This is a genomic window from Streptomyces chisholmiae (assembly GCF_031845445.1).
Lineage (GTDB): Bacteria > Actinomycetota > Actinomycetes > Streptomycetales > Streptomycetaceae > Streptomyces > Streptomyces chisholmiae.
The window spans coordinates 467,932-494,611 of record NZ_JAVREO010000003.1 but is presented as its reverse complement, the minus strand read 5'-3'; the positions used below and the strand labels follow the sequence as shown (position 1 = coordinate 494,611).

Annotated in this window: 15 protein-coding genes; 8 read left to right on the top strand and 7 right to left on the bottom strand. The window is 71.5% G+C overall.

The window, feature by feature from the left end; translation table 11 throughout:
• Nucleotides 1-23: 23 nt before the first annotated feature.
• Genes RM844_RS07270 through RM844_RS07245 form a run of 6 tightly spaced genes read left to right on the top strand, consistent with a single transcriptional unit; the run spans nt 24 to nt 13,033 of the window.
• On the top strand, nt 24-1,004 hold the full coding sequence (locus RM844_RS07270; RefSeq protein ID WP_311666089.1) for an HAD family hydrolase: 981 nt from the start codon (nt 24-26) through the stop codon (nt 1,002-1,004).
• Complete coding sequence (locus RM844_RS07265; RefSeq protein WP_311666087.1) at nt 1,001-9,058, top strand: non-ribosomal peptide synthetase; 8,058 nt, start codon at nt 1,001-1,003, stop codon at nt 9,056-9,058. The genes RM844_RS07270 and RM844_RS07265 overlap by 4 nt, the downstream gene beginning before the upstream one ends.
• Nucleotides 9,055-10,011, top strand: coding sequence for an ABC transporter ATP-binding protein (locus RM844_RS07260; protein ID WP_311666085.1), 957 nt, complete (start codon nt 9,055-9,057; stop codon nt 10,009-10,011). The genes RM844_RS07265 and RM844_RS07260 overlap by 4 nt, the downstream gene beginning before the upstream one ends.
• A complete protein-coding gene (locus RM844_RS07255) occupies nt 10,008-10,820 on the top strand; it encodes an ABC transporter permease (protein ID WP_311666083.1) in 813 nt (270 codons plus the stop codon). Before RM844_RS07260 ends, RM844_RS07255 begins: the two co-directional genes overlap by 4 nt.
• A gap of 22 nt (nt 10,821-10,842) precedes the next feature.
• Complete coding sequence (locus tag RM844_RS07250) at nt 10,843-11,631, top strand: ABC transporter permease (protein WP_311666081.1); 789 nt, start codon at nt 10,843-10,845, stop codon at nt 11,629-11,631.
• Between the two features lie 46 nt (nt 11,632-11,677).
• Complete coding sequence (locus RM844_RS07245) at nt 11,678-13,033, top strand: alpha/beta fold hydrolase (RefSeq protein WP_311666079.1); 1,356 nt, start codon at nt 11,678-11,680, stop codon at nt 13,031-13,033.
• Between the two features lie 366 nt (nt 13,034-13,399).
• Here the strand turns inward: RM844_RS07245 and RM844_RS07240 are convergent, their stop codons facing one another.
• A complete protein-coding gene (locus tag RM844_RS07240; protein ID WP_311666077.1) occupies nt 13,400-14,383 on the bottom strand; it encodes an SDR family NAD(P)-dependent oxidoreductase in 984 nt (327 codons plus the stop codon).
• Nucleotides 14,384-14,743: 360 nt separating this feature from the next.
• Between RM844_RS07240 and RM844_RS07235 the strand changes: the two genes are divergently transcribed.
• Nucleotides 14,744-14,884: a LuxR C-terminal-related transcriptional regulator gene (locus tag RM844_RS07235; protein ID WP_311666075.1), complete on the top strand. Its 141-nt coding sequence runs from the start codon at nt 14,744-14,746 to the stop codon at nt 14,882-14,884.
• A 16-nt stretch (nt 14,885-14,900) separates the two neighbouring features.
• Here the strand turns inward: RM844_RS07235 and RM844_RS07230 are convergent, their stop codons facing one another.
• Together RM844_RS07230 and RM844_RS07225 are read right to left on the bottom strand one after the other, a co-directional pair.
• Complete coding sequence (locus RM844_RS07230) at nt 14,901-15,323, bottom strand: winged helix-turn-helix transcriptional regulator (RefSeq protein ID WP_311666073.1); 423 nt, start codon at nt 15,321-15,323, stop codon at nt 14,901-14,903.
• A gap of 124 nt (nt 15,324-15,447) precedes the next feature.
• Entirely contained in the window at nt 15,448-15,741 is a 294-nt protein-coding gene (locus tag RM844_RS07225) for a hypothetical protein (RefSeq protein ID WP_311666071.1), read from the bottom strand.
• A gap of 95 nt (nt 15,742-15,836) precedes the next feature.
• Between RM844_RS07225 and RM844_RS07220 the strand changes: the two genes are divergently transcribed.
• Complete coding sequence (locus RM844_RS07220; RefSeq protein ID WP_311666069.1) at nt 15,837-16,373, top strand: CPBP family intramembrane glutamic endopeptidase; 537 nt, start codon at nt 15,837-15,839, stop codon at nt 16,371-16,373.
• Nucleotides 16,374-17,547: 1,174 nt separating this feature from the next.
• On the opposite strand, the gene RM844_RS07215 is transcribed toward RM844_RS07220, so the two are convergent.
• The 4 genes from RM844_RS07215 to RM844_RS07200 all read right to left on the bottom strand — a co-directional run bounded on the left by RM844_RS07215 (nt 17,548) and on the right by RM844_RS07200 (nt 26,555).
• Nucleotides 17,548-18,360, bottom strand: coding sequence for a hypothetical protein (locus RM844_RS07215; protein ID WP_311666067.1), 813 nt, complete (start codon nt 18,358-18,360; stop codon nt 17,548-17,550).
• 1 nt (nt 18,361) lies between these two features.
• Entirely contained in the window at nt 18,362-22,744 is a 4,383-nt protein-coding gene (locus RM844_RS07210; protein ID WP_311666065.1) for an AAA domain-containing protein, read from the bottom strand.
• Between the two features lie 1,895 nt (nt 22,745-24,639).
• Nucleotides 24,640-25,314, bottom strand: coding sequence for a response regulator transcription factor (locus tag RM844_RS07205; RefSeq protein ID WP_311666063.1), 675 nt, complete (start codon nt 25,312-25,314; stop codon nt 24,640-24,642).
• Nucleotides 25,311-26,555 (bottom strand): sensor histidine kinase, encoded by a 1,245-nt coding sequence (locus RM844_RS07200; RefSeq protein WP_311666061.1) that lies wholly within the window; start codon nt 26,553-26,555, stop codon nt 25,311-25,313. Before RM844_RS07200 ends, RM844_RS07205 begins: the two co-directional genes overlap by 4 nt.
• Between the last annotated feature and the right edge of the window lie 125 nt (nt 26,556-26,680).

Genomic DNA, 26,680 nt, shown 5'->3' with positions numbered 1-26,680 from the left:
GCACGGCGTCCCGACACCACCTCATGGACCAGCCACCCCCCAGCACCGCGGCGGCGGCGAGGGCGCCCGCCCCGCGCTCCGCCGCCCCGGTGACCGGCGCCAGCGGCCGGATCCGCTGTGCCGCCTTCGACCTCGACGGCACCCTGCTAGACCACGCCGGGAAGTTCCTGCCCCAACTGCCCGCGGCCCTCGGCCGGCTGCGCCGCCTCGGCGTGCGCCCCCTCCTGGTCACCGGGCGGTCCCTGGCCACCCTGCGTCCGCTGGCCGCCGCGCCCGTCCTCGCCGAGCTGGAGGACGACCTGCTGCTGAGCGACGGCAACGTGTGGTTCCACCGCTCCCGCGGCAGCTGCCACACGCTGCGGAGTCTGCCGTGGGCGACGCTCGACGCCCTGGCCCGGCATGACGCCACCGACCTGGTCGCCGAGGTCGACCGCGAGCTGATCGCCAGCAGCCGCCGGGCCGCCACCGCCTTCGCCCTCGCCTACCGCGTGCCCCGCTCGCACATCGCCGTCCGGCCCGCCGCCCTGCGAACCCCCGAGGGAGGCGGCGACGAAGCGGCCCGGCGACCGGACCGGGTGCTCGACGCGGTCACCGTCTTCGGCGCGGACCTGCGGGCCCTCCCCGCCGGCGCCCTGCCCCCGCACGAGCCGCACCTCATCCGCGCCCTCGACGGCCAGGTCCTGCGCCCGCACGGCAGCTGCAAGGCGTCCGCCCTGGAACGCTACCTGGACCAGCGCGGCCTCACCCTGCGCGCGACCGCCGCCTTCGGAGACGCCTACAACGACGGCTGCCTGCTCGCCTCGTCCGCCCTCGGCGTGGCCGTCCGCCACGCCGACGAGGTGGCCGTCCGCCACAGCGACCTCCAACTGGACCAGTCGCTCGACGAGTTCCTGCTCACCTTCGACCCCGCCCTCGCGGTCGCGCCACCGCGCCAGACGGCCCCACGCCAGCACGGGACCGCCTGCGTCGGCGGCCACGCGCACCCCGGATCGGACTCGCCATGACCCAGACGCCCGCCCCGCCCCAGGTGGCGCCCCTCTCCTACGGCCAGGAGCGGCTGCTCTGGCTGCACGAACTCAACCCGGCGGACATCTCCTACCACCTTCCGCTGGTGCTCCACTTCCACCGGGGACTGGCCCCTGACACCCTCGAAACGGCCCTGGCCGCCCTGATCCGCCGGCACCCCGGCCTCGGCACCCGCTACGTGCGGACCGGCTCGGGGGAAACCGTGCCCAGCCCGGCGCCGGACTTCACCGTGCCGTTGGAATGGGCCACCGAGACGCCCGACCGGGGCTGGCGGGACCACCTGGCCGAGGTCAGCGCACCGCCGTTCGACCTGCTGCGCAGGCCCGGCATCCGGGCCCGCGCCGTGCGCCGCGCCGACGGCGGCACGGTGCTGCTGCTCATCACCCACCACATCGCCGCCGACGGCGGCTCCCTGCGCATCCTGGCCGAGGACCTGACCGCGCTCTGCACCACCGCGCCCGACGGCGCGACACACCTCCCCGTCGACACCTCCCGCCCCTACCCCGACTTCGCCCGGCGGGAACGGGAGGCCCTGGACCCGGCCACCCTCGGCGCACGGCTGGCGTACTGGCGGGAACGGCTGGCCGGTGCCGAGCCCGTACGCCTCCCCGGCGGCCCGGACGGCGGGGAGGCGTCCGACGGCGTCGAGCACGAGTTCCGGCTCTCCGCCGAGACCACCACGGCGCTGCGACGCCTCGCCCTGCGGCAGCGCGCACCGCTGACCGCCGTACTCGGCGCGGCCTTCCAGGTCTGGCTCGCCCGCCACACCGGGCAGCGGGACATCACCATCGGCGTCGGCCTGGACCGCCGGCCCGCCCGCGACTTCGCGCGCACCGTCGGCTTCTTCGTGGAGAACACCGCGCTGCGCGCCACCGTCACCGCGACCGCCTCGTTCCGCGACCTGGTGGGCGGCGCGGGTCGCGACCTGCGCGCCGCCGTCGAACAGGCCGTGCCCTTCCGGCAGATCGTCGCGGAGGTACGGCACACCGGCGCCGGCGACCTGGTCAACGCCTTCTTCGTGCACCACGGCACCCGCCCCTCGCTCGTGTGGACCAGCGAGAACGGCGAGGCCACCCGGCTGTGGACGCCCAGCGGGGGCGCCCGCTTCGACATCGAGCTCAACACGCTGGTCTGCGACGGAGAACTGCGCGGCGGCATCCGCTTCCGGGCGGGGGTGCTCGATCCGGGCGCCCGGGAGGCGTTCGTCGCCCGGTTCGCACGGCTGCTGCGGGCCGCCGTCGACGACCCGGCCACGCCCGTGACGGCACTGCCGCTCTCCACTCCGGAGGAGGACGCCGCGCGGCTCGCCGTCGGTGTCGGTCGGCGGCCTCCCGCCGCCGCGCACCGCCTGGTGGTGGACGTTCTGGGCGACCAGGTGACCCGCTCCCCCGACCTCCCGGCCCTCGTCTGCGGCGGCCGCCGACTGACCTTCGGCGAGCTGGGCGGCCGGGTGGCGCGCCTCGCGCGCCTGCTCACCGCTCGGGGGGTCGGCCCGGAGAGCCTCGTCGGCGTGCTCGCCGAGGAGCCGGAGACCCAGATCACCGCGCTCCTCGCCATCCTGACGGCGGGCGGCGTCTTCGTGCCGCTGGACGTCCAGCACCCGCCGGCCCGCACCGCCGCGACCGTGCGCAACGCGGGGGTCGGCCTGCTGCTGACCGGGCCCGAGGACGCGGCCCGCTCCCTCCCCGGGGACGTGCCGCGGATCGCCCTGGGCGACCCCGGCACCGAGGCCGAACTCGCCGCCCTGCCGGCCGACTGGCCCGACGACTCCGACCGCGCCGCCCCGCTGCGCCCCAGCCACGCGGCCTACGTCATCCACACCTCCGGTTCCACGGGGGAGCCCAAGGGCGTCTGTGTGGAGCACCGCCAGCTCTCGGCGCTCCTCGCCGACCTCGGCCAGCGCCTCTACGCCCCGCTCCCCGGCTCCGGTCGGCGCCCCCGGGTGGCGATGACCGCCGCCGTCTCCTTCGACGTGTCGTGGCAGGGCCTGCTCGCCCTGGTCAGCGGCTGCGAGGTGCACGCGGCGAGCACCGAGATCCGGCGGGACGTGATCGCCTACGCCGACTATCTGCGCTCGCACCGGGTGGACCTCATGGATGTCACCCCCACGCACCTGGCGTTGCTCGTCGACGCGGGCCTGATCGACGCGCCGGAGGAGGCGCCGCGCGTCATCACCGTCGCCGGTGAGGCCCTGCCCCGCCAGCTGTGGGACGCCCTGGCGGCCAGCGAGGCGACTACCGCGCACAACTACTACGGGCCCACCGAGGCCACCGTGTACGCCACCGCCGCCCCCGTCGCCGCGGGCCGCGAACCGGCCATCGGCGGCCCGCTGGGCGGCACCGACGTCTACGTCCTGGACGAGCGGCTGCGCCCGGTGCCCCCCGGGGTGCGCGGCGAGATCTTCCTCGCCGGCGACCAGATCGCCCGCGGCTACCTGCACCGGCCCAGGCTGACCGCGGAACGCTTCGTGCCCTGCCCGTTCGGGCCGCCCGGCAGCCGGATGTACCGCACCGGGGACCAGGGCCGCTGGGACGCCGCCGGCCGACTCGTCTTCGAGGGACGCGGCGACGGCCAGGTCAAGCTGCGCGGCTTCCGGATCGAGCTGGGGGAGATCGAGGCGGTCCTCACCCGCCATCCCGCGGTGGCCCGCGCGGCGGTCCTGGTCGTGGACGGACGGGCCGGACCGCAGCTGGCGGCGTGCCTGACCACCCGCGCCGAGGTGGACTCCGCGTCGCTGCGCGAGTACGCCACCCGCCACCTGCCCTCCTACATGGTGCCCGTGACCTATCTGCGCCTCGCGGACCTCCCCCGCAACACCAGCGGCAAGCTGGACCAGCGTGCCCTGCGGGCCCTCGCGGAGGCGGCGGCCACCGGCCCCCGGGCCCGCGGCGGTGCTCGGCCCGCCGCCGCGGCGGGGCGCGAGGAGACGCTCTGCCGGATCGTCGCCGAGGTCCTCGGGACCGACGGCGTCGGCCCGGACGACAGCTTCTTCGCCCTGGGCGGCCACTCGCTGCTCGTCCCCCGGCTCCAGGCGCGGGTGCGTGCCGAGCTGGGCACCGACGCGGCCTTCCGTGACTTCTTCGACTGCCCCACGCCACGCGAGCTGGCCGCCCGGCTCGCCGAGCACGGTGCCCGCAAACCGCCCCTGGTGCCCACCGTGCCCGGCGCGCGGCCGCCCCTCTCGCCGGCCCAGCAGCGGCTGTGGTTCATCGCCCGGAGCGACGGTCCGAGCCCCACCTACAACATCCCCGTCGCCACCCGGCTCACCGGGCCGCTGGACGTCCCGGCGCTGCGCGCCGCGCTGCGGCACCTCGTCGAACACCACCCGACGCTGCGCACCGTCCACCCGGACGCGGACGGCGTGCCCTACCAGCGGATCCTCAGCCCCGCCGACGGCGCGCCCTTCTTCGAGCTGCGGGAGACCGCCGCCGCCGAGCTGTCCGACGCGGTGACCGAGGCGGCCGCCCATCCCTTCGACCCGACCACCGAGACGCCGCTGCGGGTCACGCTCTTCCGGACCGGGCCCGAGGAGCACGTGCTGCTCCTGCTGCTGCACCACATCGCCGCCGACGGCTGGTCGGTGCGGCCGCTGCTGCGCGATCTGGGCACCTGCTACCAGGCGGCCGTGGCCGGCGCGGCGCCCCGGCTGCCGTTCCTGCCGCTCAGCTACACCGACTACGCGTACTGGCAGCGCTCGTGGCTGGGGGACCCCGCCGATCCGCGGAGCACCTGGAGCGACAGCCGCGCCGTCTGGAAGCGGGCCCTGGACGGGATGCCCGTGGAACTGGCCCTGCCCTACGACCGGCCCCGACCGGAGGAGCCGGGCGGTGCCACCGCCGGGGTGGTGGACTTCGTGCTGCCCGCGGACCTGCACGAACGGCTGGCGGCGCTCGCCGTCGAGCGACAGGCCGGGCTGACGGTGGTGTTGCAGGCGGGCGTGGGGGCGTTGCTGTACCAGTGCGGGGCGGGCGAGGACGTGCCGCTCGGCGGCGTGGTGTCCGGCCGGGCCGACGAAGCGCTGGAGGACCTGGTCGGCTTCTTCGTCAACACCCTGGTCCTCCGCCTCGACCTGAGCGGCCAGCCCAGCTTCCGCCAGCTCCTCGACCGCACCCGGGAGACCGCCCTGGCCGCCTACGACCACCAGGACCTCCCCTTCGAAGGCGTCGTCGAGGCCGTCAACCCCCCGCGCTCGCTCCACCGCCACCCGCTCTTCCAGACCCTGGTCGTGCTGCAGCCCGGGGGTTCTCCACGGCTGCCCGGCCTGCACGCGGAGCCCTACCAGGTGGCGGGCGGCGGGGCCAAGTTCGACCTGGCGTTCACCTTCCGGGAGCGGCGCGACGCGGACGGGCGGCGCGGCGACCTCCACGGGCGGCTGGAGTACCAGCGCGACCTCTTCGACCACGCCACCGCGGAGCGCCTGGTGGCGGGCGTGCGGCGGCTCCTCACCCAGGGGGTCGACGCACCCGACGTGCCGCTGCGGGCGGAGCCTCCCGTCGCGGGGCTGCGGGCCGCGCCGCTGGTCCCGGCACCGCCTCGGATCACCGCGCGGGCGGCGTCCCGTCCAGCGGCCGGGGCCCCCGCCCCGGAGCCGGGCGCCGCGCCCGGGAGCGGCGGCTCGCCCACGCCCAGGACCGAGGCGATGTGCGGCCTCTTCGCGGAACTCCTCGGCGCCGACCAGGTGGCCGCGTCGGACGACTTCTTCGCGCTCGGCGGCCACTCGCTGCTGATCCCCCGCCTGCTGGCCCGCGTGCGGTCCGTGCTCGGCGCCGACCTCGCGGTCCGTGACGTCTTCCGCAGCCCGACGCCGGCCGGCCTCGCGGCGCGCCTGACGGAGGCCACCGACCGCAGGCCCGACCTCACCCGGCACCGCCGCCCCGCCCGGCCGCCGCTCTCCCCGGCCCAACAGCGGCTGTGGTTCCTCACCCGGCTGCCGGGCCAGCGCGCCGCGTACAACATTCCCTTCGTCACCAGCCTGCGGGGCCCCCTGGACACCACCGCCCTGCGGCGCGCGTGCGGTGACCTCGCCGCGCGCCACGAACCGCTGCGCGCCGTCGTCGGCGAGCACCGGGGCGTGCCGTACCAGCGGGTGCTCGGCGGGGCCGCCGCCGAACCGCCCTACGCCGAGCGGGAGACCACCCCCGACGAACTCGAACGGGCGCTGCGGGAGGCCGCCGCCCATCCCTTCGACCCGGCCACCGAGACGCCGCTGCGGGTCACCCTCTTCCGTACCGGGCCGGAGGAGCACGTGCTGCTCCTGCTGCTGCACCACATCGCCGCCGACGGCTGGTCCATGGAGGTGCTGGCGCGTGACCTCGCCACCGCCTACCGGGCCCGCTCCGCCGGCGACGCGCCGCGCTGGGCTCCGCTGCCGGCGACCTACACCGACTACGCCGTCTGGCAGCACGCCCTGCTCGGCACCCCGGCCGAACCCACCGAACGAGCCGTCCGCCAGCGGGCGTTCTGGGGGGAGACGCTCGCCGGGCTGCCCGCCGAGACCGCCCTGCCGCACGACCGGCCGAGGCCCCGTCGCCCCAGCGGGCGCGCCGGTGCGGTGGACTTCGCCGTCCCGGCCGAGACGCACCGTGCGCTGACCGCGCTGGCGACCGAGCGGTACGCCGGGCTGACGATGGTGTTGCAGGCGGGCGTGGGGGCGCTGCTGTACCAGTGCGGGGCGGGCGAGGACGTGCCGCTCGGCGGCGTGGTGTCCGGCCGGGCCGACGAAGCGCTGGAGGACCTGGTCGGCTTCTTCGTCAACACCCTGGTCCTCCGCCTCGACCTGAGCGGCCAGCCCAGCTTCCGCCAGCTCCTCGACCGCACCCGCGACACCGCCCTGGCCGCCTACGACCACCAGGACCTCCCCTTCGAAGGCGTCGTCGAGGCCGTCAACCCCCCACGGGCCGTCGGCCGCCATCCGCTGTTCCAGGCGATGGTGCTGCTGCGGCCGGACGCCAGGACCTGCGTGCGTCTGCCCGGGCTGGTCTGCGCCCCCGGGGCGACGGACACCGCGGCCGCCAAGTTCGACCTGACGTTCTCCTTCGCCGAACGTCTCGACGCGGCGGGCGCCCCCGCCGGACTCGGCGGCCAACTGGAGTACAGCACGGACCTGTTCGACGAACCCACGGTCCGTGGGCTCGCCGACGCCCTGGTGGGGCTGCTCGCCGAGGTGTGCCACGCCCCCGACCGGCCGCTCGCCCCGGGGCGTTCCGCCGCCCTGGCCTCCTCCCGAGTCACCGCCTCGACCCCGCCGCCCGCCGAGCCCGGCGCCCCCTGGGCCCCCGGGCCGGACGACGGGGCCGGCACCGATCCCGCGGCGCTGCGGATGAGCGGCCTCTTCACCGAGCTGCTGGGGCCGCGGGCGGACGGCGTGGGCCGGGACTTCTTCGCCGCCGGCGGCAACTCCCTGCTGGCGGTCCGGCTACTCAGCGCCGTCCGCGCCGAGTTCGGCCGCGATCTGACCGTCAGCGACGTCTTCGAGCGGCCGACCCCAGCCGGACTCGCGGCACGGCTCGCCGACCGCCAGGACACGGCGGCCGGCCCGCGCCGCCCCCCGCTGCGGCCGGGCGCCGCCGCCGGGCGCGCCCCGGTCCTGGCCCCCGTGCAGCAGGGCCTCTGGTTCATCCAGCAGCTCACCGGGGGCGGCGCCGCCTACAACGTCCCACTGGCCCTCCGGCTGCCCGGCCCGCTGGACGAGGAGGCGCTGCGCCGGGCGCTTGACGACGTGCGGATCCGGCATGACGCGCTCCGCCTCCGGTACGCGGAGGAGGACGGTCTCCCCGCGCCCCGCCTGGTGCCGCCCGCATCCCTTCCGGACCCGCTGCCGGTGCGGGCGGCCCGCGAGGCGGACCTTCCGGACCTGCTGCGCGCCGAGGCCGGCCACGGCTTCGACCTCCAGGCGGAGCTGCCGATCCGGGCCCTGCTGCTGCGGCTGGACAGCGGAGAGCACCTGCTGTCCCTGGTCGTCCACCATCTCTCCATGGACGCCTGGTCGTTGGGGCTGCTGCGGCGTGATCTGGCCACCGCCTACCTGAGCCGTCTGGCGGGCTCGGCGCCCGACTGGCCACCGGCCCCGCCGGGCTACGGCGACTACGCGGTCTGGCACCAGGAGCTGCTGGGCACCCCCGAGGCGCCCACCCCGTTCGCCCGGTCCCAGGAGGAGTTCTGGCGGGCGACGCTCGCCGGCCTGCCCGCGGAACTGCCGCTCCCCCTCGACCGGCCGCGCCCCCGTACCGGGGAACTCACCGAGAGCTCCGTCAGCGTGCACTGGGGTCCGGACGTGCTCGCCCGGCTGGACGCGCTGGCGGCGGCGGCCAGGACCTCCCGGCTGACCCTGGCGGAGGCGCTGGTCGCGACGCTGCTCTCCCAGGTCACCGGGGCGCACGACATCCCGCTGGGCACGCCGGTGACCGGCCGCACCGACCAGGCGCTGTTCGAGGTGGTGGGGCATCTGGTGAACACCGTGGTGGTGCGGGTGGACACCGCTGGCCAGCCCAGTCTGCGGGCCCTCACCGCCCGCGTCCGGGATGCCGCGCTGGCCGCCTACGACCACCAGGACCTGCCCTTCGACCGGCTGGTGACCGCGCTGCGGCCAGCCCGCCGCACCAACCGCAACCCCCTCTTCCAGACGCTCGTCACCTGGCCGGGGACGGACCCCGGACCGGGCACGTCCCCGGGCCCCGCGCCCCAGGAGGCCGACCCCGCCGCCCCCGGCTCCGTCTCCGGCTCGGGCTCGGGCTCGGGTCGGGCTGACGGTCCGTCCCGGGACGGCGCGGCGGTCGCCGCCGCGCTGCGGTCGGCGCGCCCCGAACCCACCCCGCTCGGCGCGGCCAAGTGCGACCTCACCTTCGAGTTCACCCTCGTGGGCGGCGACCCGGCCGCCGCCCCCGGGCTGCGCTGCCGCATCGGCTACGCGGACCAGCTGTTCCACCGGGAGACGGCGCTCGCCCTCTCCGAACGGCTCGGGACCCTGCTGGAGCGGTCCGTGACGGAGCCCGACCGTCCCCTGCCCGAGATCGACCCCGGAGCGCCCCAGTGACCCACGCAGTGGAGATCGAGGAACTGACCCGCGTCTACCCGCGCAAGGGACAGCCCGACCTGACCGCGCTCAGCGCGCTGTCCCTGAGCGTCCCCCAGGGCGAGGTGCACAGCCTGCTCGGCCCCAACGGGGCGGGAAAGACCACGCTCTGCCGGATCCTGTCCACCGTGCTGCTGCCCTCCAGCGGCAGCGCGCGGGTGCTCGGGCACGACGTGGTGCGCGACACCGCCGCGGTGAAGCGCTCGATCGGCGTGGTCTTCGGCGGTGATCGCGGCCTGTACAACCGGCTGACCGCGCGGCAGAACCTCGAGTTCTGGGCGTCGCTCTACGGGCTGCGCCGCGCCGCGCGGCGCCAGCGGGCCGACGAACTCCTGGCGCGGGTGGGCCTGTCGGGCCGCGCCGACCAGCCGGTGCAGTCGTACTCCCGCGGCATGAAGCAGCGGCTGCACCTGGCGCGGGGGCTCGTCGCCGATCCGGGGGTGCTGATCCTCGACGAGCCGACGGTCGGCATGGACCCGCTGGCCGCCCGCGACTTCCGCGCCCTGGTACGGGAACAACGCGCGCGCGGCCGCACCATCCTGATGACCACCCACGACATGGCGGAGGCCGCCGACCTCAGCGACCGGGTGTCCTTCGTCGACAACGGCCGCCTCACGCTCACCGAGAGCCCGGAGACCGTGGGCCGCCTCGTCTCGGAACGCGAACGGGTCGAGGTCCAGGAGGCCCTGCCGGCGGAACTGGGCGCGCGGCTGGCGGAGGTCCCGGGCGTCGTCAGCGTCACCGGCCCCGGGGAGCGCCCCGCCCGCGTCGAGACCGCCGGCACCGAGGCGACCCGGCAGGTCATGGGTCTGCTGCTCGCCGCCGGCATCACCGACCTGGCCAAGAGCCGCCCCTCGCTGGAGGAGACCTACCTCCACCTGCTGGGCAGCCGGGGCATGGACGTGGGCCGGTGACCGGGCGCCCACGGGAGACCGAACCCGGCCGGTACGTCGGGTTGCACGCCCTCGGCGCGGGCCTCCGCTTCCAGCTCCTCGCGCTGCGCGGGCAGGCCGACACGTACTTCTCGCTGCTCTCGGCGCCCTTCTACACGCTGATCTTCCTCTCCGTCATGGAGTACAGCGGACGCACCGACCTCAACGGGCACGCCGTCATCGCCCCGATGCTGATCACCGTGTGGACGGCCGCCCTGATGTTCTCCGGGGAGATGATCAGCGAGGACCGGGAGAACCGGCGCATCGAGTCCCTGGTGGCGACCACCGCCTCCTTCCCCCTGCTGGTCGTCGGGCGGCTGACCGCCTGCATGCTGCTGGCGGTCCCGTCCTTCGTGGCGTCCTACCTCGTCGCCGGGGGCCTCTTCGGGTACTGGTTGACGATCGGGCATCCCGTCCTCTTCGCCGTGGCGCTGCTGCTGACGATGTTCGGCACGGCCGGCGCCGCCACCGCCCTCTCGGCGCTCTTCGTGCTGGCCCCCAGCGCCCGCATCGTGCAGAACACCCTCTCGTTCCCGATGTTCCTGCTCGGCGGCGTCCTCGTGCCGGTCTCCTTCTTCCCCGCCTGGCTGGAGGCCCTCAGCCGGGTGGTCTACCTGTCCTGGGCCTCGGACCTGCTGCGCGCCGCCGTCGGGCCGGAGGCGGTCGAGCACGGCGCCGCGCGTGCCGCCATGGTGTTCCTGCTCGGCGGCGTGACCCTCGCCTTCGGCCTGGTCTTCATCCACCGCTTCCTGCGCCGGGCCCGGGCGGTCGGCGCCCTGTCCCTCGACTGAACCCCGCCGACAAGGGAGCGCCATGACACCAGCAGACGCGATCCGGGCCTTCCGGCAGGGCACCGTGGTAGCCGCCGCCGACCTGCGCGCGTTCTACACCTGGCGCACCTGGCTCGGCGGCTGGCTCGTCCGGGTGCTCTGCCAGGTGGTCTTCTACAGCCTGCTGGCCTCGCTGGTCGGCGACGAGGAGTACATCACCTACGTCATCCTCGGCGCGGCGCTGATGATCGGAGTCACCGAGGCCATGCTGACCTCCGCCTCCACGACCTGGGACCGCTACCTCGGTACCCCGCCACTGCTCGCCGCCGCGCCCTCGCGGCCCGGGTTCTACTTCGTCGGCCGCAGCGTCCAGTGGCCCGTCTCGGGGGTGGCGAGCACCAGCATCGCGCTCTTCACGCTCTCCCCGTTCTTCGGTGTCTCCTGGTCCCTCTGGCAGATACCGGTGGGCCTGCTGCTGGTCGCCGTCACCACCTTCGCCACCTACGGCATGGCCCTGGTCGTCGGCGCCGTGGCGCTGACCGTGCCGGGGGCCCGGAACGTGCTGAGCAGCGTGACGGTGATGGCGATCACCGCCTTCTGCGGGGTGCTCACCCCGGTGGACTTCTGGCCCGCCGCCGTGCGGGTCATCGCCCAGGCCGTCCCGGTCACCCACGGTCTCGAAGCGCTGCGCCAGTTGGAGGGCGGCGGCGCGGCGGTCGCCGGGAGCGCGGGGCTGGCGGCGCTGACCGGGCTCTGCTGGACGGCCCTGGCGCTGCTGGCGTTCCACGTCCTCTTCGCCCGCGCCCGCCGGGGCAGCGCCCTGCTCACCTGACACCAGCCCGACGAGAACCATCCGACCCTTGGAGGGGAGAGGATCCATGACCACCGTGCCCGCCGGACGCGCCGCGGGGAACGAGCCGATCGAAATCTTCGGCTGCCGCGTGGACCCGGAGCAGGTCGAGGCGGCGCTGACCCGCCACCCGGCGGTCACCGAGGCCGTGGTCACCGCCCGACGGCACGCCTCCGGGCAGCAGGAACTCGTCGCCCATGTGGCCGTGCCCGGCGGCGCCACCACCGCGGAGCAGCTGCGGCACCACGCGACGGCGCTGCTGCCCGAGCACATGGTGCCGCGCACCGTCGTGGTGCTGCCCGCCCTGCCCCGCACCGCCGACGGGCGGCTCGACCCGGGGGCGCCGGCGGACGGGCCGTCCCGGTCGTCAGGGCCGCGCGGCCCCCTGGAGCTGGCGCTGTGCGAACTCTTCGGCAGCCTGCTGGAGACCGGCACCGTCGCCCCCGATGACGACTTCTTCGAGCTGGGCGGCCACTCGATGCTGGCCGTGCGGCTGGCCAGCCGGGCCCGCGCCGTGCTGGGCCGGCAGTTCGCGGTGCGCGACGTCTTCGACGCGCCCACCCCACGCCTCCTCGCCGAGCTGCTGGCCGCCGGCGACCCGTCGTCCCACACCGAGCCCTGCCTCGCGCTGCGCGCCGGGGACGGTGGGCCCCCGCTGTTCTGCGTGCACCCGGTGCTCGGGCTGAGCTGGAGCTACGCGGCGCTGCTGCCGCACCTGGACCAGCGGGTGCCGGTGCACGGCCTCCAGGCCACCGGGCTCCCCACCGGCGCCCAGGCCCCCGGCACGTTGGACGCCGTCGCCGACGCCTATGTGCGGCTGATCCGCGAGGTGCGGCCCGACGGGCCCTACCACCTGGCCGGCTGGTCCCTCGGCGGGGTGCTCGCCCACGCGGCGGCGGTGCGCCTGCGGCAGCAGGGGGAACGGGTCGCCACCCTGGCGCTGATCGACGCCTACCCCCTGACCCGGCGCCCGGGCGAGGAGGCGGAGGCGACGCGGCGCCGGGTCCTGGCCGCGATCCTGGCCAGCGTCGGCCACCCGGAGGAGGAGGCCACCGTCCTCGGCGGGACCACGGCGGTCGACGCGGCCGTGCGGGACCGGCTCGGGCTCGACGAGGCACCCGGACTCGTCGAGACGGCGTGCCACGTCGCGGAGTTGGCCCACGACCACACCCCCGGCCGGTTCGACGGCGAACTGCTGTTCTTCGAAGCGGATGAGGACCGCCCCGAGGCGCCGCGCCCCGACCTGTGGGGCGCCCACACCACCGACCGGGTCCGCCTCCAGCGGGTCCCCGGCGACCACTTCGCCATGATGCGCTCCCCGGCGACCGACGCGATCGGCGCCGCCCTCACCGCCCATCTCCGGGCCACCGGCCGCATCACCTGACCACCACCCTCGTCCCACCGGACCGCAACGTGACGCGGCGGGTCGTCCCGGCCTCAGAGTGTGTGGCGGGAGCAAAGATAGGGGGTGGATCGGGGTTTCCGCACACGGTCACCGGCCCTGGGCTCGGGGCACTTCTCACCGCCTGTGAGAGTTCCCTTTCCCGCGCGACGTAGAGCCGCGGAGTGGGCGCCGGAAAGCGGAGGATGTGGACGCCGCCATCGCGGGGTTCGACCTGGCGGGCGTGCCGCTGCCGACCCTCTCCGTGTGGTTCGCGATGATCGTCGAGTTCGTCGGCGGCGTTTCGCTGCGTCGGCTCCGTGGGGAACGAGGCTCGGCGTGCTCGCCTCGGGTTCCTCCCGCCGGCGGTCAGCTCGCCGGGCTGCGGTCGGCCAGCAGTTCCTCGGTCACCGTGCGCAGCCGGTCGGCGTCCTCCGGGCGGAATGTCTTGAGGCCGAGCCCGATCTCCTTGAGCTTCTTCCAGGCGCTGATCGGCTGGTCCGGCGGATTGTCGATCAGCTTGATGATCGGCTGAATGCCCTTCTCCACAGGAGTGGCGGCGACCCGCTTGGCGAAGCTGACCAGCGGTCGGACTCCCTTTTTGTAGTCCCCGGAGAAGCTGGTGGCCACGAAAACCGGGTTGTACAGCAGGTACCTGACCTTGCTGTCGGCGTGTGCACGGGCAAATCCGACGCCGAGCAGGTCGTTGGTCCTGCTGCCCTGCATCAAGGCCTTCATACCCTTGTAGCCGTCGGCGAGTTGGAGGTCGCCCCAGTGCACCTGGCCGGCCGTCGTGCCAGGACCGCAGATGTTCAGCACCACCGGCCGCTCCGCCCGCTCCAGTTGGGGGCGGAGTCCCTCGCCCAGCACGTAACGGCTCAGGTAGTAGAGCGCGAAGGTGTGCTCGTTGCCCTCGGCGGTGACCACCCGCTCGGCCCGGTAATGCTGGGCGGCGAGAACCAGGGCGTCAACGACCGGGAAAAGAGAGCCGATTCGCTCGACCGCGCGTCGCTGCTCGCTCACCAGACTCAGGTCGACTCGGATGAAGTGGGCGCGCTCACCGGCCCCCTGCTGTTGGGCGTACGCCAGGATTTCGGCTCCCTTTTCCTGACTCCTGCCGAGAACGACAACGGCGTTACCTGTCCGGACATAATGCCGCGCCAAGGCCTGTCCCATGCCGTCGGTCCCACCCGAGACAACAATATTCCTCACGCTACTAACAACTCCCTGGGGCGCCCGGCCAACATGCCGGGTCGGCAGAATAACTGGAGAGTTCTCTCCCCATCTTCCGATGGTGCGCGCGCGCCCAGCCAACCGCAAGATCGCACATGACTGTGCGTTACGCACGCGCATGTAACTAACGAGTCAGGCGCGTCGACACCGGTCCGGTCGTCACGAACATCACGTCTCGATCCACCGCTTCGCGCCCATTTCAGACGGCGAGAAGCACGCCGAGTTCACCAACTACCAGACGAGTTGGGCGCAGATGAGCCAATCTGCCACACGGCGTTCACCCGGGCCTCAGGGGCGAGTAAGGGTAATTCCTCCCTGACAGGCACTCCGGTGTGACTAGAGAATTCCGGGGCGAGACCGTAGCGTCGTCGAGGCTTGGGGGAGAAGGCATGACACCACTGACCGCACACGCAGATGATCTACGAAGAATGATGTTGACCCTTCACCATTCCGGTAACGGAATCGGGGCCGTCGTGGGAGATGGCCAAGGAGCTGTACATCACGGTCTCCACCGTCGGGCAGCATCTAACCAGGGCCTACCGCAAGCTCAACGTGCGCCGCCGCACGGAGCTGGCGGCGATCCTGGCGCGGGTCGGGGCGATCGTCACGGCTGACCGCTGACGGCTGGCCGGCGGCGCTACTCGGGCAAACGCTCGTCGTAGTGCCGCCGGCTCACCCTGATGGTGTCCAGGTGGGTGTCGGCCCATCGGCCGAGCTCAAGCGCGGGGCCGAGGAGGGCCGAGCCGACCTCGGTGAGGGAGTACTCGACGCGGGGCGGCACGGCGGCGTAGGCGGTCCTGGCGATCAGGCCCTCGCGCTCCAGCCGGCGCAGGGTGAGGGTGAGCATGCGTTGGGAGATGCCGCTGGCGGCCCGCTGCAGTTCGCCGAACCGCAATCGGCGGTCGCGGAGTTGACCGATGATGATGAGGCTCCACCGGTCGCCGAGGATGGTGAGGGTCTCGTGGATCTCGCGACAGTGGTCGAGGTCCGGAGGCTGCTCTCCGGGCGGCGGGTGCTCCGGGTCCAGGACGCTCGGGACGGGCCCGGTCTCTTGAGTCATCCTCGCCTCTGCGGTCGTCACGGACGTGGCGGTCACCTCGGGTAGCCATCCTACCCACCGTTCGGCGTCAACGTGGGTTTGCGCGAGTCCAGTTGAGGGCCCGTAGGTAAGGCGGCGGGGACGGTCAGGGCGCGACGCGGAAGGCCAGCAGGACGAAGCCCCTGTCACTCGGGTAGAACGGCCAGTAGCCGAACTGGACGTAGAGGGTGCCGTCGGCGACGACCACTCCCCCACCGTTGCCGGAGATCGGTCCGCCACGACCGACCGGCCCGTTGACACCGGGGAAGTCCCTGAGGGTGTCGTACTCCCAGGCGGGCGGCCGGAGAAGATCGCCGAGCAGACGCGCGGCGCGATCCCGCACCGTCCACCCCGGCCCCGAGGGCTTCCGCCGGTCGGCGGCCGGCAGCGCCCGCACCATGCGCCGTGGTGCGGCCGGTTCGCTGCCAGCGGGGACGGGCGTCGCGGGGCGGTCCCCGCCGGGGCCGTTCCACGCCGTCCGCGGTCGCGGCGTCCATGACAGCAGGCAGCCCGCCAGCCACCCGGCGGCCCGGGTTCGGCTGGACCAGCTATTCGCGGCCGGGGGTCGGCGGTGGTCAGCTCCGTTCCATCACGGTGACCGGGCTGATCTGGGCCGTGTGGCACTATCCGCTGGCCTTCGTCCGCTATGTGGAGTTCGGCAACGTCGGCGCCGGGCTCCTGGTCTGGACGGTCTCGTTCCTGCTCCAGGAGATGCTGCTGGCCTGGCTGTTCATCCGCAGCGGCAGCATATGGACGGCGGCGCTGGCGCACGCGGGCAACAACATGGTGCTGTCACTGCTGCTCGCCGTTCTGATGGAGGACCCGGACGGCGGCGACGGGCTCGGCGCGACCACGCTGACCTGGCTGCCGATCATCCCCATGGCGCTGCTCTGTGGCTGGCTGCTGTGGCGCGGCGCGTTCCGGGACGCGGCGAGAAAGTCCCCCCGCCGCCACGCCCGTGAGGGGTTCGGCGGCGAGGGGTGCGGGCCGGCCGGCCGCCGCGGACGATCGGGCCCACCGGGGCCCCGGTGAACCCCGCGTCGGGGAAGCCGGCGTCATCGCCGAAGCCCGCCCCGGCGAAGACGGCACCGCTGCCGGATGGCGCCCCGTTGAAGGAGACGCTCTCGGGGGATCACTCCGCTCGCGCGGAGAGGACTCTGTCTGACCTGCGACGTTAGAGGGGATTCGCGGTTTCTTTACCGCAGAACCGCCGGGGTGGTTGGCGGCCGAACGGGCGCGGGGAGGGTGACGGCATGGGGCATCCCAGAGCTCGGATGGCCCGCTGAGGTCCGCTCCGCCGTCGCCTGGTTTCGCCGCATCCGCGGCGGTGGCCGCGATGGCACGGGAAGTGGGGTCCGAGGGTGGGGGTCGTGCGGCGGTGGAGGTGTTCGAGGTCATGTGCCAGCGGCCGATGCGGCCAGCGGTCGCTGCCTGGTAGACGTCGGGGCGCCTGAAGGAAAGCGCGGCCACGTCGTGCGCCGCGCCCGGGCGGGTTCGCCTCCTCTCGGGAAGGGCTTGGCTATCCCAGGAAGCTCAGCCGCACCTGCCGTCGCGGGTTGTCCACGTTGGTGTCCGCCAACCCTTGCTGATACGACCGTCACGTTACCTGGTCACGCCCCCAATGATCGATCATCGGACGAGCTTCGCATGAAGGGAGAGGCTGGCCTAGACACAGTGTGGACTCAAAACATCCGTGGGTAACCGCGTGACCATCGACCCGCGAAGGAGGCCGTGTACGAGCGCGCGAACCACCGGTTTGTCCCCCGCCTCTCCCCCGGCTCGGCGAGGGGGCGGGAAGGCAGCGCGGGCCGCTTGCGGCGCTCTCCCGTCCCAGCGGTGCCGCTTGCCGCAGTCTGGACAGGCCAAACCAGTCAGGCCGAGCCCGCTCTGCTGGGCGGCCCACCAACATGGCCAATTCCACGACGAGATCAACATCTGGGACCAAAGGAGCGGAGACTGCTTGCCTATCCGGGACGCGGGGCACTGTTGATCTCACGCCAGCCGCCGCCCCTCATCCCCCGGCCCCAGCCTTCGATGAAGGTACCGCCCGCAGCGAACTTTCACGGCGGACCCACTTCCAGAAAGAGTCGAACTCCCTTCCGGACACGAAGGTGCCCAATACAGACTGAACCTGGACACTGCCCGGCTGCACCTGGGCGGGCTGCGCGGCGGCGTTCGGGGGCTCTGTCCAAGTTCGGTGAGGTAGTCAGACGCGACTGGCCGCCAGGTCATTGAGGACGGCGTTGACGGTGGACCAGCACAGGTCGGCTGTGTCGAAGTCCGCGCTGTGCTTGGCTCGCTTCTCGGCAAGCGGGTGAACCAGATTGCGGTAGGTTCGCAAAAGTTCCGAAGCCATTTTCGCGTCTTGGTCGATCCATCCATTCACGTGGGCGTGCTGAACAAGGTCCTGCATGCCAGCCGCGCGCAACGGCTTGGAAAGCGGCGTGCTGGCGGGCCTGACTTCGGCTGCATGTACCAGCACGCCCTCGAGGAGACTACCTAGCATAATAACGGCTGAGGTGTAAGCGCCGTGTTCCTGACAGGTATGCGCTTCGTCCAAACGTAGCTGGACGGCGCGGGCCAAGTCGGGATCCGCGACGATGTCGGTGATGGTGACCTTGAGCTCGACGCGCTGCGGCCGGGGTGGGTGGTCGGGGTCGTATTCAACGAGGTTAGGCCGCCCATTCCGGTATTCGACGCGTAGACCTTCGAGGGCCAGGACCTCCTGAAGCCGCTCGATGACAGGTGTGTATTCACTGACTTGTTGCTGGTACTCACGCCGGTCGGCCAGACGCAGTACGACACGTTCGATGTCCCCCGCATCGTCTTCCTTACGCTCACGCAGGAGTTCCAGAAGCCATGGGTGTCGTGGGCTGCCGTCGTGATCGGGAACATCTTCCCAGCCGGCTCGACGGAGGAAAGGCGCCAACTCCCAGCCACCGCGACGTTTCATGCCGGCCTCATCTCCGCTGATCATGGCAGCCAGTTCTTCGAGAGTACTTTCGTCGAAATCTTCCATGTCAGACTGCCTCGCTGTCGTCATCCAGTTCACCGTCATAGGGGTCCGCTTCTTCCTCTTCGGGCTCGGCTACAGCCAGACCGACTGGCGCCCACACCACTCGAGGTTCCGTGTCATCCGCGGATGTGTCTGACGTGGTGGTACCCGGGTAGATACCCAGGTCGGTCAAGCGTTTCCACAGTGGGGCCAGGGCATCCTCCGGCGAGAGAGCAAAGGCGCTGCTACGTACGCGCCAAAAGGTCCAGCCTGCGCGGCGCAGTTCTCGTTCCCGCTCCGCATCGTCGTGGATCTGTTGCCTCGTGGAGTGGTGTGGACTTCCGTCACACTCGACGGCGAGACGTCCATGGCCCCCAGTGACGACGAGGTCGATACGCTTGCCGTTGACTTCCCATTGCGGCACTACGTCGTAGCCACGTTCCTTGATGCGCAAGTAAACGCGCTGCTCAAAGAGCGAGTCGAAGGGGGCGCATAGCCGGTCTGGGGTGACGTTGGCGGGCTGACGAGCGTGCGTGTAGGGCGGGGGCGGGTTTTGCATGTAGGTGAGCAGGGAGCGGCGCAGGTCTTTGCTGCTCAGTTGGTCGACGGTCATCGAGTGGAAGAGCCACATCTGGTCGCGGGCTCGGCTCGCTGCGACATTGAAGCGCCGTTCATGGCTGCGCCCAGTTGCAGCGATGACGTTGGCGCCATCGACGACCATGGAGAGCAGGATGACGTCGCGTTGATCGCCTTGAAATTCTTCAGGAGTACCGACCAGGATGTTGTGGCGCTCGCGGGCGGGCATGTCGATGCGCAGGTCGACGAGGTCTTGTACGAGCCGGGTCTGTGCGCCTTGGCGCAGGATGATGACGCCTAGGGTGCGGTCGGCATAGGCCGGGTCTTGGGTGAGGCGGCAAAGCTGGTCAACGACTACTTCTGCTTCGGGGCGGTTGATCAGTTTGTCTCTGCGTCCTTCACAGTGGCCTTCTGGCACGTGGACGACCTTAAGCGGGGGAAGACGGTCCGAGCCATGCTGACGCAGCAGGATGAGCTCGTTCTCTGGGTAGAACTGCATGGAGGACCACTTGATGATCTCGGGCATACAACGAAAGTGTTCGGTGAGACGGACCACTTCGGTGAAGCGCGAGGAAAGCAGCTCGTACAGGTTGGATTTGGGGTCGAAGCCCTCGCGCTGCCAGGGTTCCAGTGCATCCATGCGTTCGTCGAAGATTTGAGTGATCCGGTCGTGTTTGCTGCCGGTGTAGTAGGGCGCGCACTGGCGATCATCCCCAACGACGATGATCCGCGGGGCGAGCCACAACAGCAGGAGGCCGTTCAAACCGACCTGGCTAGCTTCGTCGACGATCACAACATCGAAGGAGTCTGGTTCCGGGCTGATCGTCTCAGCTACCTGCCTGAGTGGCATGATCCATGCGGGGACCGCGCCCTGAGCTGTCTGCATGGCTGAGCGCGCGTGTCGTTGATGGCGTTTTCCGTAGTCCGTTGTCCCTTGGCCGGCATTGGCTATGGCGCTGGCGTAAGCGGCCAGGGCTTGTTTGTGTTTCGTTGTCATGCGGCTCACGCAGTGCAGGGCCGCACGGTCGCACACGAGGCCCTCTACCAGGTCGTGGAGCCTGCCTTCGATCTGTGCCAGCTCCCCCTCGAGCTGCTCCTCACGGCCGGGGAGGAGAACGGTGTCGAGGAAGTCCTGTGCTTGCCGCCAAGCCCACGCGTGGGGGAAAGCAGCGAATCGGTCACGCCAGTGCCCTGCGAGGGGGTCGGAGGCGAAGACCTGCGCCAACTCAGCGTGGGCTTCGCTCAGGCGCCGGAACAGCTTCCCTGTCTCTCGACGGTCCGCTTCCCTCTGGTACGCCTGCGTCAGTGCTTGCACTGCGTTGGCATAGGCCTGGGCGTCGCGGGCAGTTACGGCATCAGCTGCCTGGCGAAGCTCCTGAACGCCTTGAGAATGTGGCTGAGGAAGGCTGGTGAGAAGCTCATTGAGCTGGCGGTTTGCTGCTTTGACCCGTAGCAAATTCCGGGCCTGTGCGGCGGCTCGGCGGATGTTCTGCCACTGATCAATTGTGGTGACAGATACTGGGATGCCGCTGGTAAGCAGCCTCGTGTGGACTTGGCGGATTGCCGCGACGCAGCAGTCGACGGCCTGCAGCAAGGAAGCCCTGTCCAGGAGTTCGGAGAACGCCAGCTCCGGTGTGTCCTTCTCGACATCCCATCCGACCCCTGCCCAGCGGCTACGCAAAGTGCGGACATGGGAGCGCATCTCCAGATGGCGCACCACCGCCGTAACCTGCTCTCGGTTGGCGGGTGCTGCACCTTCGACTCTGCATTGTTCCAATAGGACCCGGGCTTGTTTGAGAACAGCTGGCCGGGGCCATCGTTTATTCAGTTGCCCGTTACCCAAGAGGTACTTTTCAACGTCTCGACTGCTTACCAGTAGTTCTCTTTCTTCGCCTTCGGAAAGCTGGGGCACTTCCACATTCAGAAAGGAGGCGGTCGCGATCTCATGTTGGGTCTGTTGGGCTCGCTGTGAGGCGTTGCGGATGCTGTCCCACATCTGTTGCGAACGTCGTGCGATGCCGTCCTCAAGCGCGCGAGTGGGCCAGTTCTTCTCTTGCCACGCTGCAGGCTCTGCGGACAGCCCCACAGTCTGAAGGGCCTGCTGGGCTTGCTCCAGTAGACCTTCCGTCACCGCAAGCTCCACGTCACCCTGGTCGGCCAGGGTCTGGGCTAGTGGCGTTAGGGGCTCCGATCCGAGGGCTTTGTTAGCTGCCTCTACGTCCCTGATGCGGCCTGAGACGTCTTCGGGGTCGGGCAAGGTGGCTGGATCGGGGCAGTACTGGATGTGCGCATCGAGGATTTCTGGGCCATGGTGGGTCACCAGCAGCCATAGCCGCTGAGCCTCTTCAGTATCCAAAGGTGGCAGCTGTCCTGGCTGAGCAGGCAGCGGCGGCAGCCACCGGTAATCAGCGTTGCCCCGCTCGACTGCTTGCACAATCTCATCGAGGCGGCCTCGGTATCCCGGGGCGATCTCGGGGTGCTCGTACCACTCGACTTCCCGTACCGCTCTCAGGCGTTCTCGCAGCTTGGCCCGTTCAGCCACAAGTTGGTGCCGCTGAGACTGCTGGGTCTCGATGCGCTGCTGAAGCCGCTCAGGGTTCGTGGTCGCGCTCAGGTGGGCCAGAGCTCCGAGAGACTGGCGCAGATCGGAGCTGCCGCCCTGCCACTGATCGCGCTGGAGCACGCACATGCTGCGCAGGTTGGGGGGCAGCTGGTCGATCAGTACCTTAAGAGCCTGTCCCTTCTCACTGGTGACCAAGACTCTCTTGCCATCCGCGAGAAGCGCCGCGATGAGATTGCTAATCGTGTGAGTCTTTCCGGTGCCTGGCGGGCCTTGGACCACCACGCTCGTGTCGTGCTGCAGTCTGTCCAGCACGTCCAGCTGGGCGGCATTGGTGAGCATGGGGAACAACGGTTCCGGACCCAGAGCCGGAGAGACGGGACCCTTGCTGCTCCCCCAGGCGGTGCGTTGCTCAGGTTCGAGGTCGTACAGCAGCTGCGCCAGTCCCAGGGGTGCCTGCGCTCCGGGACGCTTCAAGACCCGCGCGATACTTTCGAAGAAGCCAAGCACCGAGCGCTGACCATGTTCGCGCAGGATGAGCGCCGGTGCATGATGCAGTGACCGTACCTGCGGGTCGGCGGTGAGGTCAGGGTGCCCGCTACCGGAGTCGAACGAAACCGATCGCTCGACACCGAAGGCACGCTGGGCCCATGAGCGCACAGCCTCTGACGCCCGGTCTGACAAGGGATGGAAGGCGGCTTCCTCCACTTCAGAGCGTACGACCCCCAGCAGTTCCGAGGTGTAGCCATCTGATTCGCTAAGAAACTCGGTATCCTCCAAGCGACCTGACTGACCTGGCACCAAAGACACCGTGACGTTGACCGAATTCGGATCAACCGTAAGGGTGACAGGAACCGTCACAATGTGCCTGCGCACCCGAGCCGAAGCTCGCCCGGCCCCTACTTGCAGGAGGCCTACTGCCAGGACGGTTTCGAAGGAGTCACCGTCCTGCTGGATCTTCTTGGCAATCCGATACAGCTGCTGGTGCAGATGGCGGTGTGTCGCAGCAGCCAGCTCTTCCTGCGCCCACCGCTTCCATCGGCCGGCCCAGCCCTCGTAGGCCTTGCGCACGTCCGAGCTGCCAATGTCCAAAGCCAGCGGCCCCTCGGCCTCGTCAGCGAAGGTCTCTGTCCGTTCACTGACCATCGCCGTGTCGTCAAGCAGTTCGGGAGGCTCCGCGGCGGCGGTCGCAGCGGCCTCGACTGATACGCGTCCCTGCAGAATCGCTGGCAACCGGGGCGCGTCCAGGGGAGGACGGTGCTTCACCACCATGATGCGGGGGTCAGTGTCACTCGCGCGCCGGACGAGTCCTTCTGGCACATCTGCAAGCCACACCATTTCGGGGTATTTGCCGCAGTTTCTGACAGGCCGGTAGGCGCCTCGCACCAGCTCCTGAAGACAGTCGACCAACACGCGAGTGTCACGGACAGCCTTGGGATCGCTGCCATCGCGTACTGTCGGGCGTACCATCACATCCCCCAAACGCCCGCCACCGTGGCAAGCCTTCCAGAGTCCATGAGCACTGCAAGTTAGGCAATGCAGCAGACCTCGGCCACGACGTTTTCCAGACAAGCAGCGGATCACTGCTCAACCCGATCGGCCACGCCTGAGGTAGCAGAGCGAGCGCTACTAGCAGGAGCACCGCCGGCACGAACGCGAGAGGAGCTCCCCCCGACCCGGCGGGGCCACCTCTTCTCTGGCTCGGAGCCTGTACCCACATCCGTCCGCAGTTTCAGCACCGGCAAGTTCTCATATTTCGCCTGTATCTGCATCCCCGGGGCATACCTGACCAATCGCACCGCCCTGGCCTCGATCGTGTGCACTGCGAGGGCCAGGTCCACGATCGCGTCGTCCTCGTCCGGCAGCCGCGCATGCCCCGGGTTGTCAAAGAGCACTTCGACCTTCACCCGTCCCAGGCTCACCCGGTCCAGGCCGACCTCCGACGGCGGCCGCCCAGGAGTCCGCGGCACAGGCACATGTCGAGGCCGAGCAGGCGGCTGTCGAGGCGGCGGACGCCGAGACCTCCCAGTCGTCGGCCCACCCGACGATGTGTCCCCCAGCGGATGCGGCGGCGGCCAGCACATCGCTCCGCTGACGCTCCGGCGAGGTGGTGGCCGCCTTCGTCCGCGACAGCCGCCGCATTCCCAACAGGCACCTGCCGCACCCGTCATACGGCCGCTCGATCGCTCCCAGGTCTGTGTCGTGCATAGCCTCTCCGCTCCGGTCGCACCGGGTACGGAGAATCGGCGACATCACCCTGGGGAAGGCCTTGGCTACCCCAGGAAGCTCAGCCGCACCTGCCGTCGCGGGTTGTCCACGTTGGTGTCCGCCAACCTCCGCTAAGGCGACCGCAACGGTACCAGCGGCTTCGACACCGTGCGGCAAGTGCGCCGCCACAACAGCCGTCGCGTCGGTATACGTTGGGGAGGCGTCGCTCGAACCACTCGTGATACCGAGCAGCCGGGCCGAAGCCGCTGCCGACGACTGCCGGCCAGGCGGGAGGCCCAGCGCGAGCCAGTGGCCGTCGTAGGTGGTGACCTCCCCGCCAAGGATCACCAGCAGATCGTCGACGGCAAGCTTGGCCCAAGGGCGTACGCCTCGGCAGTGTTGTGCTCGGTGGTCGCGAGGAAGTCCAGGCCAACGGGAGACGGCGAGGGCCAGCGCCCGGGGATCGGCTCGCCGGAACCAGGCGACGACGCGGGGCGTGGCGCGCGGCGGGGCATCGACCAGCGCGCTCGGGGGAGGTCGGCGTGTGCGTCGATCCACTCCTGGTTGGCCCGGTGGATCCAGGCCTCCAACGACTCGTCCGGGGGCGCGGCCCCGGGCCAGTCGCTGCCCTTCGAGGTCGTGTCCGAGGCGGCCGGAGAAGATCGCCGAGCAGGCGCACGGCGCGATCCCGCACCGTCCGCCCCGGCCCCGAGGGATTCCGCCGGTCGGCGGCTGGCAGCGCCCGCAACCTGCGCCGTGGTGCGGCCGGTCCGCTGCCAGCAGGGACGGGCGTCGCGGGGCGGTCCCCGCCGGGGCCGTTCCACGCCGTCCACGGTCGGGGCGTCCATGACGGCAGGCAGCCTGCCAGCCACCCGGCGGCCCGGGTCAGCCGAACAACGGGCCCGCCGAACGGACCGACCGAACGGGCCCACTGGACGGGCGTCTCGCTTCGTGTGCCCTCACGGCGGGCCGAGCGCGCGTTCACCAGGTGTGACGATGCCGCTCTCATAGGCGAAGATCACGGCCTGGGTGCGGTTGCGGGCGCCGAGCTTGGCCAGGACGTTGCTGACATGCGTCTTGACGGTCTCCATGCCGACGGTGAGGTGGTCGGCGATCTGCGGGTTGGAGAGGCCGGAGGCCATCAGCCGCAGAATGTCCGTCTCACGACCGGTGAGCGGCACCGGAAGCCGGGGGCGGCCAGCTGGGATAGTGCGGGCGCGGACCAGTCCGCGTACGGCGTCGGGGAAGAGGAGGGTGTCGCCGGCGGCGACCAGCCGGACGGCCTGCGCGATCTGCCGAACCGGTGCGCGTTTGAGCAGGAAGCCGTCCGCGCCGGCGCGCAGCGCGTCATAGACGTAGTCGTCGCTTTCGAAGGTGGTGATGACGATGATCTTCGGCGGGTCGTCGGCGGCGCGCAGCCGGCGGGTGGCCTCGATGCCGTCCATGCGGGGCATCCGGACATCCATCAGGACGACATCCGGGCGCAGCCGCTCGACGAGCGGCAGCGACTCGGCGCCGTCCGCCGCCTCGCCGACCACGGTCAGGTCGGGCTGGGCGGACAGCAGGGCGTGCAGCCCGGTGCGGGTCAGCTCGTCGTCCTCGACGAGCAGCAGGGTCAGCGGCTCGCCGGTCATGACACGGACCGCAGCGGGATGCGCGCGGCAAGCCGCCAGCGCTTCGTGTCGGCGTCGCGACCGGCGGTGAACTCGCCGCGCAGCAGCCTGACTCGCTCGTCCAAGCCGGTGAGCCCGCGCCCGCCACGTGGCCTCGGGGTGCGGGGGATGCGCTGCTCGGGCAGCGGATTGGTCAGCTCGATGGCGAGCCAGTCATCGGCGGTGGCGACCCGCAGGGTGACGGGCGCGTGGCGGGCGTGGCGCAGGGCGTTGGTCAGGCCCTCCTGCACGATGCGGTAGGCCTCGCGGGAGACGGCGGCGGGCAGCCGGGCGAGATCGCCCTCCGCGTGGGCGTCTATGTCGGTGCCGGTGTGGCGCAGGCGGTGCAGGAGCGGCGCGAGATCGGCGAGGGTGTGCCTGGGGGTGGTGGGGGCACGGCCCTCCCGCAGCACACCGAGGACATGGTCAAGATCGTCCAGGGCGCCGCGGCTGGACTCCTCTATGGCGGTGAGCGCCCGCCGGGCCGCCGCCGGATCGGTCTCCAGCAGCTGACCGGCCACGGCCGCCTGGACGGTGGCCGCGGTGAGGGTGTGGCCGACGGAGTCGTGCAGCTCGCGGGCCAGCAGGTTGCGCTGCTCCAACTCGCGTACCTGCGTTTCGAGGGCGGCGAACCGTTCGTCCGGATCGTGGCCCAGCAGCGCGGGGGCCGCGCGGCGCAGCAGCCGGGTGGCCGCGGCGCTCGACAGCGCGCCCAGCAGGAGGGCCACGGCGGAGACGGGCGGTGCCCACGCCCCGGCGGGCCCGGCGGCTATGTGGACGGACAGGTTGAAGAACGTGATGTCGTCCCCGCCGCCTATCCAGACACCGGTGAACACCAGGGCGCTGCTGACACAGACCAGGGTGCCGGCGAGCAGCGCCCAGCCGGTCACCTGGTGCAGAACGAGCCAGCCCGTCGTGCGCGTCCCGGCTGACCAGGCGGAGCCGGGCCGGGGCGGCGGCGCGGGGAGGCCGGTGTCCAACAGGCGGTTGGCCAGCCGGATATGCCAGCGCCGGACGGCGGGCAGGGCACCGGCGGCCACGGTCAGCAGCGCCAGCAGCACGACGAAGGCGGCCCAGCGGGTGGCCGTCGCCCACTCGCCCGGGGCGAGGGCGGCCACCAGCGCGACGGCCACGGCCGGGAGGCTGAGCGCCGCCCCCGCCATGGCCAGGGCCCAGCCCCGGTAGGTGTCGGCCCGCCGGAGCGGGCGCAGGAGAATCCACACACCGCGCAGTATCGCAGTGGGGTCTGACAACTCCCTCCCCCAGCGGGGCATTTCCGCCTCCCCCGATCGGGGGAGGAAATTTCCCTCCTGGCCGTGATGTGCCGGTGGGGACCGTTCGGCGAGAG

Coding starts and splice junctions, on each gene's coding strand:
- RM844_RS07270 (WP_311666089.1), top strand. CDS start 24: ATGGACCAGCCACCCCCCAGCACCGCGGCGGCGGCGAGGGCGCCCGCC.
- RM844_RS07265 (WP_311666087.1), top strand. CDS start 1,001: ATGACCCAGACGCCCGCCCCGCCCCAGGTGGCGCCCCTCTCCTACGGC.
- RM844_RS07250 (WP_311666081.1), top strand. CDS start 10,843: ATGACACCAGCAGACGCGATCCGGGCCTTCCGGCAGGGCACCGTGGTA.
- RM844_RS07245 (WP_311666079.1), top strand. CDS start 11,678: ATGACCACCGTGCCCGCCGGACGCGCCGCGGGGAACGAGCCGATCGAA.
- RM844_RS07240 (WP_311666077.1), bottom strand. CDS start 14,383: ATGCGCGTGCGTAACGCACAGTCATGTGCGATCTTGCGGTTGGCTGGG.
- RM844_RS07235 (WP_311666075.1), top strand. CDS start 14,744: ATGGCCAAGGAGCTGTACATCACGGTCTCCACCGTCGGGCAGCATCTA.
- RM844_RS07230 (WP_311666073.1), bottom strand. CDS start 15,323: ATGACTCAAGAGACCGGGCCCGTCCCGAGCGTCCTGGACCCGGAGCAC.
- RM844_RS07225 (WP_311666071.1), bottom strand. CDS start 15,741: ATGGTGCGGGCGCTGCCGGCCGCCGACCGGCGGAAGCCCTCGGGGCCG.
- RM844_RS07220 (WP_311666069.1), top strand. CDS start 15,837: ATGACAGCAGGCAGCCCGCCAGCCACCCGGCGGCCCGGGTTCGGCTGG.
- RM844_RS07215 (WP_311666067.1), bottom strand. CDS start 18,360: ATGGAAGATTTCGACGAAAGTACTCTCGAAGAACTGGCTGCCATGATC.
- RM844_RS07210 (WP_311666065.1), bottom strand. CDS start 22,744: ATGGTGGTGAAGCACCGTCCTCCCCTGGACGCGCCCCGGTTGCCAGCG.
- RM844_RS07205 (WP_311666063.1), bottom strand. CDS start 25,314: ATGACCGGCGAGCCGCTGACCCTGCTGCTCGTCGAGGACGACGAGCTG.